This window comes from Acinetobacter sp. R933-2 (assembly GCF_030325485.1).
GTDB classification, from domain to species: Bacteria; Pseudomonadota; Gammaproteobacteria; order Pseudomonadales; family Moraxellaceae; genus Acinetobacter; species Acinetobacter sichuanensis.
The window spans coordinates 138830-152165 of record NZ_JACAIJ010000010.1; the positions used below are offsets into that span (position 1 = coordinate 138830).

At 36.3% G+C, this 13336-nt stretch carries 12 protein-coding genes; 6 read left to right on the plus strand and 6 right to left on the minus strand.

Features of this window, described 5'->3' with window-relative positions; genetic code table 11:
- Positions 1 to 56 precede the first annotated feature (56 nt).
- Positions 57 to 1430, minus strand: coding sequence for a uracil-xanthine permease family protein (locus HX005_RS13105; protein WP_286377691.1), 1374 nt, complete (start codon positions 1428 to 1430; stop codon positions 57 to 59).
- 173 nt (positions 1431 to 1603) lie between these two features.
- Here HX005_RS13105 and typA point away from each other — a divergent pair, with 173 nt between their 5' ends.
- Together typA and mscL are read left to right on the plus strand one after the other, a co-directional pair.
- Positions 1604 to 3442 (plus strand): translational GTPase TypA, encoded by a 1839-nt coding sequence (gene typA / locus HX005_RS13110; RefSeq protein ID WP_286377692.1) that lies wholly within the window; start codon positions 1604 to 1606, stop codon positions 3440 to 3442.
- 178 nt (positions 3443 to 3620) lie between these two features.
- Positions 3621 to 4046, plus strand: coding sequence for a large conductance mechanosensitive channel protein MscL (gene mscL, locus HX005_RS13115; RefSeq protein WP_286377693.1), 426 nt, complete (start codon positions 3621 to 3623; stop codon positions 4044 to 4046).
- Positions 4047 to 4130: 84 nt separating this feature from the next.
- On the opposite strand, the gene HX005_RS13120 is transcribed toward mscL, so the two are convergent.
- Complete coding sequence (locus tag HX005_RS13120) at positions 4131 to 5393, minus strand: hypothetical protein (RefSeq protein ID WP_286377694.1); 1263 nt, start codon at positions 5391 to 5393, stop codon at positions 4131 to 4133.
- Between the two features lie 215 nt (positions 5394 to 5608).
- Between HX005_RS13120 and HX005_RS13125 the strand changes: the two genes are divergently transcribed.
- Positions 5609 to 6232, plus strand: coding sequence for a hypothetical protein (locus tag HX005_RS13125; RefSeq protein ID WP_107008032.1), 624 nt, complete (start codon positions 5609 to 5611; stop codon positions 6230 to 6232).
- A gap of 30 nt (positions 6233 to 6262) precedes the next feature.
- On the opposite strand, the gene HX005_RS13130 is transcribed toward HX005_RS13125, so the two are convergent.
- The gene (locus HX005_RS13130; RefSeq protein ID WP_107008031.1) at positions 6263 to 6547 is read right to left on the minus strand and encodes a peptidylprolyl isomerase; all 285 of its coding nucleotides are present in this window, start codon (positions 6545 to 6547) and stop codon (positions 6263 to 6265) included.
- The gene (mutM, locus tag HX005_RS13135) at positions 6544 to 7395 is read right to left on the minus strand and encodes a bifunctional DNA-formamidopyrimidine glycosylase/DNA-(apurinic or apyrimidinic site) lyase (RefSeq protein WP_286377695.1); all 852 of its coding nucleotides are present in this window, start codon (positions 7393 to 7395) and stop codon (positions 6544 to 6546) included. The genes HX005_RS13130 and mutM overlap by 4 nt, the downstream gene beginning before the upstream one ends.
- A 309-nt stretch (positions 7396 to 7704) precedes the next feature.
- Between mutM and HX005_RS13140 the strand changes: the two genes are divergently transcribed.
- From HX005_RS13140 to HX005_RS13150, 3 genes are all read left to right on the plus strand, one after another.
- Entirely contained in the window at positions 7705 to 8976 is a 1272-nt protein-coding gene (locus tag HX005_RS13140) for a carbohydrate porin (RefSeq protein ID WP_286377696.1), read from the plus strand.
- A 176-nt stretch (positions 8977 to 9152) separates the two neighbouring features.
- Positions 9153 to 10265, plus strand: a complete 1113-nt coding sequence (locus HX005_RS13145; RefSeq protein ID WP_286377697.1) for an NADH:flavin oxidoreductase/NADH oxidase — start codon at positions 9153 to 9155, stop codon at positions 10263 to 10265.
- 93 nt (positions 10266 to 10358) lie between these two features.
- Entirely contained in the window at positions 10359 to 11285 is a 927-nt protein-coding gene (locus HX005_RS13150) for an AEC family transporter (RefSeq protein WP_286377698.1), read from the plus strand.
- A gap of 80 nt (positions 11286 to 11365) precedes the next feature.
- Here HX005_RS13150 and hemJ read toward each other — a convergent pair whose 3' ends face one another.
- Both hemJ and HX005_RS13160 read right to left on the minus strand, forming a co-directional pair.
- A complete protein-coding gene (gene hemJ, locus HX005_RS13155) occupies positions 11366 to 11818 on the minus strand; it encodes a protoporphyrinogen oxidase HemJ (RefSeq protein ID WP_107008026.1) in 453 nt (150 codons plus the stop codon).
- Positions 11819 to 11887: 69 nt separating this feature from the next.
- Entirely contained in the window at positions 11888 to 13120 is a 1233-nt protein-coding gene (locus tag HX005_RS13160) for a beta-ketoacyl synthase N-terminal-like domain-containing protein (protein ID WP_107008025.1), read from the minus strand.
- Positions 13121 to 13336 lie beyond the last annotated feature (216 nt).

Genomic DNA, 13336 nt, shown 5'->3' on the forward strand with positions numbered 1-13336 from the left:
TAAAAATTAGAACAATAATGCCCAGACAAAACTGGGCATTATAATGAATTACGGCATTACTTTTTAGTTTCAGGAAGAACAATATTTAAAATTAATGCTGCAATACCACCTGTTGCAACGCCTGAACTAAAAATATTACGTGGTAATTCAGGAAGATGTTCCAAAATTTGAGGAACTTGTGCTACCCCTAAACCAAGTGCTAAAGAAATTGCAATGATCAGTAATGCACGACGATCAAGGATTACACCTGACAAAATATTGATACCTGAAGCTGCAACTGCACCAAACATCACCATGACAGCACCACCAAGAACCGCTTGTGGTACAGCTTGGATTACACCAGCAACAGCAGGGAACAGCCCTAGAATGACCAACATGATGGCAATCCAAATGCCGACATAACGACTTGCAACACCCGTTAATTGGATAACACCATTATTTTGTGCAAAAACAGAACTTGGGAATGTATTGAAAATACCAGCAAGGAATGAATTTGCTCCATTTACCAATACACCACCTTTAATGCGTTGCATCCAAACAGGACCATCAACAGGTTGATTTGATATCTTAGATGTCGCAGTCACATCACCAATTGCTTCTAATGAAGTGACCAGATAAATAAATGCCATTGGAATAAATAAACTCCAAGAGAAGCTAATACCAAAATGCATTGGGGTTGGCACTTGAATTAAAGGCGCATCTTTTAAACCTGAAAAGTTTAAATAACCCATATAACCTGCTAAAGCATAACCAATAACTAAAGCAATTAAGATCGCTGAACTTTTGATCCAAACAATTTTAAAGCGATTTAATAAAATAATAATCGCTAAAACGGTACATGACATGATGAGATTATCTGTACTAGCAAAGGTTTTACTTTCCATCGCTTGATAACCACCACCCATACTAATTAAGCCTTCTTTGATTAAAGTCAGACCAATAAGTAGTACAACAATACCTGTGACCAAAGGCGTAATGAGTTTTTTGACCCAAGGTAAAATACGTGAAACACCCATTTCAATAAATGAGCCAGCAATGACTACACCGAAAATAGATGCCATCACTGCTTCCACAGGTGTGCCAGCAGCAACCATAGCAGAACCAATCCCAATAATAGGACCGATAAAGTTAAAGCTAGTTCCTTGAACGATCAGTAAACCTGCGCCAAAAGGACCTACTTTTTTGCATTGTAAGAAGGTTGCAATTCCTGAAATTACCAAAGACATAGATAAAATCATATTGGTGTCATGTGCAGAAACACCTAAAGCTAAGCAAATCAGTAGACCCGGCGTTACGATAGGAACAATAATCGCAAGTAAATGTTGCAGAGCTGCAAAAAATGCAATGAGTGGTTTTGGACGATCATTGAGTCCATAAACAAGGTCAATTTGCCCTTGTTGTTGTTCGTTGGGAGTATTTAAATCAGACATGGTCACAGCAGGAGAGACAGCAAGATGGCGCTATTCTAATCGGTTTACACACTATTACAAAATAAAAAGCGATTGTTGTAAAAAAAACTTGTAACTGTCAATGAACTGTCACTACTAAAATTTATATTTTTTCTGTATAATTTGCCCTCAAACTTTAGGCGTATCGAATTTACATGTCAGATATTAAAACTCTCCGCAACATTGCGATCATTGCGCACGTTGACCATGGTAAAACAACTCTAGTAGATAAACTTTTACAACAATCAGGTGCCCTCGGTGACCGAGCGGGCGAGATTGAGCGTGTCATGGATTCAGGCGCTATCGAAAGTGAACGTGGTATTACTATTCTTGCAAAAAATACTGCAATCAAATGGTTAGATAAACGTACAGATACTGAATATCGTATTAACATTGTCGACACACCGGGACACGCGGACTTCGGTGGTGAAGTTGAACGTGTAATGTCGATGGTTGACTGTGTATTACTTCTTGTTGACTCACAAGAAGGTCCAATGCCACAAACTCGTTTCGTAACGCAAAAAGCATTCGCACGTGGTTTAAAACCAATCGTAATTATTAACAAAGTAGATAAGCCAAGTGCACGTCCAGATTGGGTAATCGATCAAGTATTCGATTTGTTCGATAACCTTGGTGGTACTGATGAACAATTAGACTTCCCAGTTGTTTATGCTTCAGGTCTTCGCGGTGTGGCTGGTCCATCTCCAGAAGAACTTGCTGAAGATATGACACCATTGTTCCAAACCATCGTTGATATCGTTGAACCACCAGCAGTTGATGTTGATGGTCCATTCCAAATGCAAATTTCATCACTTGACTATAATAGTTTCGTGGGTGTTATTGGTGTAGGTCGTATTCAACGTGGTTCAGTGAAAACGAACACACCTGTAACTGTAGTCGATAAAGATGGCAAAACACGTAACGGTCGTATCTTAAAAATCATGGGTTATCATGGTTTAGACCGTGTTGATGTTGATTCTGCATCTGCGGGTGACATCATCTGTATCACAGGTATGGATGAGTTAAACATTTCTGACACGATTTGTGATCCTAAAAATGTTGAAGCTTTACCACCATTGTCTGTAGATGAACCTACAGTTTCGATGACATTCCAAGTAAACAACTCTCCATTTGCTGGTAAAGAAGGTAAATTTGTTACTTCACGTAATATCCGTGAACGTTTAGACCGTGAATTGATTCATAACGTAGCATTACGTGTTGAAGATACTGACAGTCCAGATAAATTCAAAGTATCTGGTCGTGGTGAGTTACATCTTTCAGTATTGATCGAAAACATGCGTCGTGAAGGCTTCGAGATGGGTGTTTCTCGTCCGCAAGTGATCATGAAAGAAATTGATGGCGAAATTCAAGAACCATATGAGAACGTAACTTTTGATGTTGATGAACAACATCAGGGTTCAGTTATGGAACAAATGGGTAACCGTAAAGGTGAGTTGACCAATATGGAAGTAGACGGCAAAGGTCGTATCCGTATTGAAGCAACTGTTCCATCACGTGGTTTGATTGGTTTCCGTTCTGAATTCTTAACCATTACTTCTGGTACTGGTATCATGACTTCAAGCTTCTCGCATTATGGTCCTGCTAAAGCTGGTCAAGTTGCGAAACGTCAAAACGGTGTGTTGATCTCTATGGTTAACGGTACTTGTTTGGCATTTGCTTTATTCACATTACAAGACCGTGGTCGTCTATTTGCTGAGCCACAGTTAGAAGTGTATGAAGGCATGATCGTGGGTATGAACTCTCGTTCAGACGACATGACTGTAAACCCAACTAAAGCAAAACAGTTAACGAATATGCGTGCGTCTGGTACAGATGAAGCGTTAACGTTAACACCAGCAATCAAATTCACACTTGAACAAGCTTTAGAGTTTATTGAAGATGATGAATTGGTTGAAGTTACACCTAAATCAGTACGTATTCGTAAAAAATTCTTAACTGAAAATGATCGTAAACGTGCTGCACGTGGTATGTAATTTTTAAAAGAATTATATAGCTGTTCTAAGCCGTGATGTTGTTTACAACATCGCGGTTTTTTATACAAAAAATAATTTGGTTTTTTGAGAAAACCAAGTAAATTAAGCGGAAATGTACACAGAAAAATAATGTATACTTTGTCACAAAAATAGGGTATTCCTGAGCAGGAGTTGTAAGATGAGTATTGTCCAAGAATTTAAAGAGTTTGCTGTTAAAGGCAATATGATGGATATGGCGATCGGTGTGATCATCGGTGGTGCATTTGGTAAAATTATTGATTCATTAGTTAAAGATATTATTATGCCTTTAATTACTGTAATCACTGGTGGTGGAGTTGATTTTACACAGAAGTTTTTTGTGTTAGGTGATAATCCAAATAATTTACAATCTTTAGATGAGCTAACTAAAGCGGGTATTAACGTTTTAACTTATGGTAATTTTATTACAATATTTTTAAACTTCTTGATCTTGGCTTGGGTTGTTTTTTTATTGGTTAAATTTTTAAATCGTATTCGTAAACCTGTTGAAGAAGCGCCTGCTGCAACACCAGAAGATATTGAATTATTACGTGAAATTCGTGATGAATTGAAAAGACGTCAATAAGAGAAGTTGAGTGGGAAACGACTTTATTAAAAAGCCGTTTCCTGTTATACAATTTTATGACACATATGTTGAATATCTAAAACATTATTTTATTTCTAAAAATATATTATTTTCTTGTGAGAATATTTCATAATGACCATCTGGGCTGATGATGGGTTGATGGATATTTCTCTTACATCTCATTTTAGAATGTTCACCTGAGTGCATTATAATTTCTATAGAGATTTTATATTGACCCAATGGAATATTTGCTAAGGAAAGCCCCGCATAACCTTTTGTACAAAAGTAAGATTTATCATAATTTACAAAGGCATCAGCATAATAATCTTTTGTTATAGATGGGCAATTACCTTTCGCTAAGTGTATTTTGATGTTTTGATGTGTGGATTCTAAATATAAAATATAATCTAAGTCAGAATAATGCGCACATGCAATTCCTCTTAAAAAGAATATTCCTTCAATATGAAATTTTGATGCACGATCAAATTCAAGTTTTTTAATCTCAAAAATAGGTTCTTTGGTGATTTTAGCTTTCTTATTTAAATCATCCCCAAGCGTTATACTATTGAGAAAAGCGGGTGTCATATTAAATGCTAAACAATTAATAATACTTAAAATAAGAGGGGCATTAAAAAAAGTCACATCTGGGTGGGTACGAATTAAGGGTGATTTAGCTTCAATATAATTGAAATTACTATATTTATTAAAAATGCCAATGAATGGTTTAATCTGATCTGCATGTAAATAATCTGATTCTGATGAAATCAGAAAAATATTTTTATCATAATTTTGGTCACTTAATAATTCATTTAAAATTTTATGATCAAATGTCTTTAAATTGGCATCATTGACGACACCATTACACATAAACTTAGCACATGGTTTAACAAGATCTTGGGGAGCAAGTCCCCCCACAAAAGAGCCTGCTAAAAGTGTGGGCGCTGACATCACAATATTTTTAATATTATTTTTTATTCCATAATATAAAGCACTGGCTCCACCTTTAGAGCATCCCAGAAAAGTACAATGGTTTTTATCTATACCTAAAAAAGCTTGAACTTCTTGGATAAATAGGTTGACTGCATTTTCTAAACTATTATTTCCTAAAGGGTTTAGGTAGTAAGTAGCACAGTTGTTATGAAAAAAATCATCTTTAATCCATAAAATTGCGGCTCGACAAGATTTTTTTAAAGCATTTTGGAAATCATAGTTAAAATCAGTGGTAGACCCAAAACCACTTAATACAATGATCAAGTGATTTGTATCATAAGATCGTGGTTTTAAAATGTACTTAAATTCATAACCTGAAAAATAAATTTTTTCTTCTTTGCCTGAACTGATGAACATAGAGTGAGACATTCTATAAATTTTTTGATCATAGCAAAATTTATATCAAAGATGTATTGTTAACTAAGGTATTAAAACCAAAGAATAAATTGACTATTTTTATCTTTTCTCAATAGTTTTATTGAGTTGTGGATTACAATAATTGCCATGAAAAGTCCCAATATTACTTAAATTCTGTGTACCATAAAATTTGCAGTTATTTTTAGGGAAAAAAGATGCAAAGAAAACTGATTTTAAGTGTAATGATCTTAAGTTTATTTGCATGTAGCAAACCTGAAAAAAATACAGTTGATCCTGAACTTGAGAAAATTCAACTACCTGAGCAAATTGAAAATACTAAAACGATGAGTCAAGGACTCACTTTTGATGATATTCCCAATGAGAAAACTGTATATGAAACGATAGAAGCAAATAATATTGATGAAAATGAAGTTTTAATGAATATATTGCAAACACAATTATTAAAAGACCAATTTGAATTATTTGAAAAGGAAAGTGGCAACGCATGGTCAGAAAATGATTGTCATCTGAATAAAATTATTCAAGTAAAAGGTCAAGGATTACGAACATATACCGCTAAAAGTAAGATTGGAATAGGAGACAAGAACAATATCTTCCCTGATTTTACTTTATTAGTCTTTGATTTTGATCATGAGCAACAGGCAATTCAGCATTTTGCAACCTTAGCATCAGCCGTGAGTTCAAATGGTTTTTGTAATGGCAAGGCACCTGAAAAAATTGTTAGACATCAAAATGAAATTTTTTATTTTACGACACGTGCTGAAATGTTTAGAACCTATATTAATCGTTATGCAGACTTTATTGAGCAGCAAAAATAAAAGAGTGCATCGTTGTATGAGGAATGGATTTTAAAAATCCATTCGAAATTTTATTTCTAATAAATGAAAACCAAATTGGCTTTTGATTGGACCATGAAGTTCACGTTCAGCCAAACTAAAAACAGCTTTGTCGATAGGTGCAACTAAATCACCTTTTTTAACTTCACCTAATTCACCGCCTTTTTTGGCTGATGGGCAGGTTGAATGCTGTTTAGCAATTTTTGCAAAGTCAGCACCATCTTGAATTTTTTGTTTTAATTGTTGGGCTAAATCTTTATCTTTGACCAAAATATGTCGAGCAATTGCAGTTTTCATTGGGATTTACCTTTTAAGGATGGCTTGGTCACAGAAGTTTTCTTTAATGGCTGGCACTGTGGGCAGAATACACTGGCACGTTGTCCAAGTTTTAAATTTTCTAAAGTTGTTTCACAGTTTACGCACATTTCGCCTGCACGACCATATGCTAATAGGGTTTGTTGAAAATAGCCATTTTCTCCCATCGCATTACTATAATCACGTAAGGTCGAACCACCTAACTCAATCGCTTGCTTTAAAATACGTTTAATTTCAATGACTAAATTTTCAATTTGTACTGCTGAAAGATCTTTGGCTGCTTGTGCTGGATGAATGCCTAAGTTAAATAAACTTTCAGTTGCATAAATATTACCGACACCAACAACAACATGATTATCCATGATTGCGACTTTGATTGCTGTTTGTTTGTTTTTTAATTTTTTTATCAAATAATCTGCATTAAATTCGTTACTTAATGGTTCAGGTCCCAAAGGATCAATTAATTTATTTTGAGAATGTTCATCTAACCAAAGAATACAACCAAAACGACGTGGGTCATGATAACGCAATTGAATATCTTCAAATTGGATAATTAAATGGTCATGTTTACGTAATTCTTCATGTGATTCACATAAGCGAAAACTACCTGACATTCCTAAATGCCATAGCATGGTGTCGTGTTCAAACTCAGCAAAAATATATTTAGATCTGCGTGTCAGTTGAACAAGTTTTTGTCCAACTAATTTGTCCAGATCATTTGGTATAGCCCAACGGAGGCGAGATTGGCGAACCTGTACTGACATTACTTTTTGATCTAGTAATGGAAAAAGACTGCTTTTAGTGGTCTCGACTTCAGGTAATTCAGGCATTTTTCTCTCAAATGTAGCGTAAGCATCCTGATGAATATGGTAGTGAAATTCGATTTTTCAAGCACTTTGTAAATGTTGTGGCAAAGATAAAATGTTTATTGATAAAAAAAAGTTGGTTGACTAATAAAAATTATCATCTAGTAAAGTTTTAAAAAAATATGTAATTTTCACGTAATTAAATTGTAAATAAATATGTTGAGCTCTTTTGTTACATAAAGATTAAGTTAAATTTAAATGAGAAATTTCACATATTTAAATTGAGTTGATGATCTTATTTGTATAGAGCACCTTTAACATTTAGGCTCTGCTATGAAAAATTTTGTATTTCCACTTTTGACAATTTCCATAACAACATGGTTCTCAGCCGCTCATGCTGATACTGCGTTTGATCTTCATGGGAAAACCTTAACAGGGGATTGGGGTGGTCAACGAACTGAATGGGCAGAACAAGGTATTAAATTTGATGCTAATATTGCATTAGATAGTTCGTACTTGGCTGATGGTGGCTATGATGCACATCAATCTTCTACATTTGCGAGTCAGTATTGGTTAGGTACAACTTTAGATTTGGATAAATTGGCAGGTTGGTCAAACACCACAGTGCGAGCAGTTGTAACTGCGCGCCAAGGTCAAGGTACAACAGTCGAAGGCATTCAAGATCCGAGCGCACCGCAATGGGCAAACTCACAAGCCAATTGGGGGAGAGGAAATTCAGGTAGCCGTTTAAGTGAATTATCCATTGAAAAGAATTTTCCTGAACAAGGCATTAATGTCAAAGTTGGACGTATGGGCTTAGGTTCAGACTTCAATGTTATGGCGTGTGACTTTCAAGGCAATGCGTTTTGTGCAGCACAAATGGGTAAATGGCAAGGTAAGCTTTGGTATAACACACCTGTATCACAATGGGGTGGACGAGTGAAATATCAGGTTCAACCTGACCTGTTTGCTCAAGTTGGGGTGTATGAATATAACCCTGAAAATGCTTTGGAGCGTCAAGGTTGGAATCTGGATACCAAAAATGCAGATGGCGTCAATATCCTTACGGAAGTTGTCTGGTCACCTAAACAAGCAATTCATGATTTAGCAGGAAGTTATCGAGCAGGTTTATTATATAACACAGCGGATGATGCAAAAAATCAATATGATGTTGCATATTCGGCAGGCTCAAGAGAGCAAGATCGTAGTTATGGTGCATGGTTGAGCTTCGATCAGCAACTGACTTCAGCAGGTGAAGGACGCCGTGGCTTACATAGTTTTGGTAACTTTACTTTTCACGATAAAACAACGACACAAGTTGATAATTCACAACAATTAGGCTTGAAATATATTGGCTTATTTGAGGGGCAACCTAATGATATTTTAGGTTTGGGAGTGAATCGTGTACATGTCAATGATCGTTTTCGTGATACCAAAGCGGTGTTAAATAAAAGTACAGAATATAATATTGAATTGAACTATTCTTACTATCCAACAGCATGGTTTATGTTACGTCCTTTAGTGCAATATGTCGTGTATCCCGGTGCTACGGATCAGGTAGATAATGCTTTGGTACTCGGATTATCAAGTAAAGTCATTTTTTAAAAATAGATGAAGATTTGAAATAGAATATATTTCATTCTATTTCAAATCTTCTTTTTGTAAAAATTAATCGATAAAAACATGATGTTCTTAGATCATGTATTTATTGTTTTTCTATTTATTTGAGCAGTGAAGTTAAAGTGTAAAAAGATAGCTTAAAACTAAAACAGGAGTTTAATGTGTCCTTATTATTTCAACCAATTCAGTTTGGGCAACTACAACTGAGTAATAAAATCGTGATTGCTCCAATGTGTCAATATTCGGCAACAGATCAAGGTAATGTGACCTATTGGCATGAACAACAATGGGCAAATTATGCTTTATCGGGTGCTGGACTCTGTATTGTTGAAGCGACTGCTGTACAGGCGGAAGGGCGTATTAGCTATGCTGATTTAGGGTTATGGAATGATAAACAACGCGATCAAATTCAGACACTTTTACAGAAAGTAAAACAGTTATCACCGATGCCCTTTGCAGTACAGTTAGCACATGCAGGGCGTAAAGCCTCTACTGATAAGCCTTGGCAGGGTAAAGGGCAGTTAGCCCCAGCAGATCCGCAAGGGTGGCAAACTGTTTCTGCAAGCGAGCTTGCTTTTAATGAGCGAGATGTAAAACCTCATGCTTTAACATCAGATGAAATTCAACGCATTATTATCGATTTTGCTGAAGCGGCAAAACGTGCTGTAGATGCAGGATTTGAATTAATTGAAATTCATGCAGCACATGGTTACTTGTTACATCAATTTATGTCGCCATTATCAAACGTACGCACAGATGAATACGGAGGCAGTTTTGAAAATCGTATTCGCTTAACTTTAGAAGTATTGAGTGCAATAAAAGCTGCTTTACCGCATGATTTTCCTGTGGGAGTCCGTATTTCAGCGACAGATTGGATGGATGAAGAGGGGGGTTGGAATCTTGAGTCTAGTATAGGGCTTGCAAAAGCTTTGCAACAATTAGGTGCAGTATATATACATGTTTCATCAGGTGGCTTACATGTGCAGCAAAAAATTAAAATCGGCGCAAATTACCAAGTGCCTTTTGCAGCCGAAATTAAAAAACATGTCACTATTCCTGTAATTGCTGTCGGTTTGATTACTGAGCCAGAACAAGCAGAAGAGATATTAGTCAAAAATGAAGCAGATGCGATCGGATTGGCACGAGCAATTTTATATGAACCACGTTGGCCATGGCATGCAGCAGCAGCTTTGGGTGAACAAATTGAAATAGCACCGCAGTATTTACGTTGTCAGCCGCATACACTGAAAAATTTATTGATTCAATTTAAGTAAAATATTATGCCATATCGGTATTTAAGTTTTTGAGAGATATATTTTAGGATATATTTCTCTTTTATTTACCATGCGGAAAAAGGACTTGCCATAATGGTATTTAATGTACTCTTGCCTATTTTTATTTTGCTTTTTTTAGGATATTTGAGTGTAAAAATTAGTTTAATTAATAAAGAGCAGATTTCAGCTTTAAGTGCTTTTGTTATTCGTATTTCATTACCAGCATTGCTGTTGGTTGCATTGGCATCTAAGGATTTGCATGAAATTTGGTATCCTTCATATTTTTTTGTTTATGCTGGGGTGTCTTTTGTTTTATATCTACTTGTTTTCTTAGTTTTTTATTATGTTTTTAAACATAAATTTAGTCATTCAGCCGTCTTTGCAATGGGTGGTGCAATGTCTAATACAGGTTTTATTGGTACAGCAATCTTAACTTTATTGATGGGAAGTCAGGCAACGGTCTATATTTCTTTAACCTTAATTGTGGAAAATGTCATTATTGTTACGATGGTTTTAGCTTTAGCTGAGGCAGGTTTACAACAACAGAAAAATATTGCACTGCTCTTGCGACAAACGTTACTAAAGTTATTGAAAAATCCTGTGATTTTGTCTGTTTTATTAGGTTTAAGTTTGGCATTTTTACAGGTCAAATTACCAACCCAATTACATCAAGCCCTAGATTTACTTGGTAAGACCGCATCACCTATTGCACTTTTTGTGATTGGTGGTGGTTTGGTTGGCTTATCCATTGAAAAAATTGATATGGAAAGTATGTTCTTGGTTTTTGCAAAAATGATTATGATGCCTGTAGCAGTATTTACGGGATTATCCTTGCTGCCAAATGTCAGTAAAGAAATGCTCTATGCAGGAACAATTATTGCTGCTCTACCTATGCCTGCTGCATTTGCTATTTTTTCCCAAGCTTATCATTTAGATGATCGAAAAACGCTAACGCCACTCATGATGAGTACATTTTTAGGTTTTGCGATCATTAGTGCTTTGATTGCATTGTGGTGGTGAGAGCGTAGTACGCTATACACATTTAGACATGAGATTTGAAAAAATAAAAAACCTCACAGGAGATGTTTTTTATCATGAACTTAAAAGCTCGGCTTGACGACCACTAGAATAACAACAGCCAATAAAATCACCGTTGGTAATTCATTAAAGAAGCGCCAAAATTTATGTGATTTATAATGTGGATGATCTATTAACTTTTTACGATAATAACCACAAACCAGATGGTAAATAACCAAGAGTCCAACTAAGCCAACTTTGAGATAAAACCATAAAGCTTCATGATAATGTCGCGTTGCATCACCCCAATCCACTAAAAAGTGAGCGGTGACAAGCGTTGCAATCATTGCAGGCCACATAATGCCACGATATAACTTGCGCTCCATCACTTGAAAGTGTTGATGGCTCGTTGCATCGTCACTCATCGCATGATAAACATATAAACGTGGTAGATAGAACAATGCTGCAAACCAGCATACGACTGCAATAATATGTAGTGCTTTGACCCAAAGGAAAGCTTCTGAAGGAGCATCCATCAATTTACCCTTTTTAGGGCAGTGTGGAAGTGGTTGACTTGTGTTTAAAACAAATCAACCATTTTCAAATTAGCCTTCCCATTTTTTGAAAATGAGGCAGGCATTTACACCGCCAAAACCGAAACTGTTACTCATTACAGTATTCAATTTTGCGTCACGTTTTTCAAGTACGATATCAAAACCTTTTGCACCTTCGTCTAACTCAGTGACGTTGATATTTGGTGCAATAAAGTCATTTTGCATCATGAGTACTGAATAAATCGCCTCTTGTACACCTGCAGCACCTAAGCTATGACCTGTCATTGACTTCGTTGAGCTAAGAGCAGGTACTTTACCTTCACCAAAAGCACGTTCCATTGCTTTAAGTTCAGTGACATCACCAGCAGGTGTAGAAGTACCATGCGTATTTACATAGTCAATGCTGTCTACGCCATGTTGTTTTGCTTCTTCTAAAGCCATCAAGATACAACGTGTTGCACCTTCACCAGATGGTGCAACCATGTCCGCACCGTCAGAGTTTGCAGCATAACCAACAACTTCAGCTAAGATATTTGCACCACGTGCTTGCGCATGTTCTAGTGACTCAAGTACCACGAAACCACCACCGCCTGCAATCACGAAGCCGTCACGGTCTGCTGAATAAGGGCGTGAAGCTTTTTCTGGTGTGTCATTATATTTAGAGCACAATGCACCCATTGCATCAAACAACAAGCTTTGTGACCAATGATCTTCTTCACCACCACCTGCAAGCATTAAGTCTTGTTTACCTAATTGAATCAGGTTGTAAGCATAACCAATGGCATCAGCAGAAGTTGCACAAGCACTGGTAATTGAGTGTGCAACACCTTGTAATTTAAATGCCACACCGACGTTTGCTGTAATGGTGTTTGACATATTACGTGGAACGAAAAAAGGACCAATTTTACGTGCGCCTTTAGTGTCCAATAATTCTTTCATTTCAACAACAGATGCTGTAGAACCGCCACCTGAACCGCCAGCGATGCCATAACGAGGATTACCACCAAGTTGTTCAGCTGTTAAGCCTGCATTTTCTACCGCAGCAACCGCAGCGTTATAAGCATACATTGCACAAACGCCCATAAAGCGTTTTAACTTACGGTCAATGCCATCAAAGTCTTGTTCAGCAGCAGCACTGACATGACTTTTAAAATTGAGTTCTTCGTAAGTTGGATTATGACGTGTTCCTGAAATCCCATTTTGCAAAGAATGTGTGACATCTTCTAACGAGTTCCCTATACAAGAGTTAATACCCATGCCCGTAATCACAACACGACGATTCATACAAAGTCCTTTATTTTAAAATAAGAGATACAATGGGCTCATTTAAGCGTTTTTAGTTTTACGCTGCAATGGCGAAAGATATAGATTCTACAAAGATTGACTTTAGTAACACTGTCATCTTATTTTTTGGTCAATTGCGGTGTTTACGTTGCTTTGCTTGAGTTTGCAAAGGTATGTGAATCATAAAGTATTTGCAAAATAAAATGTAATTGCCCA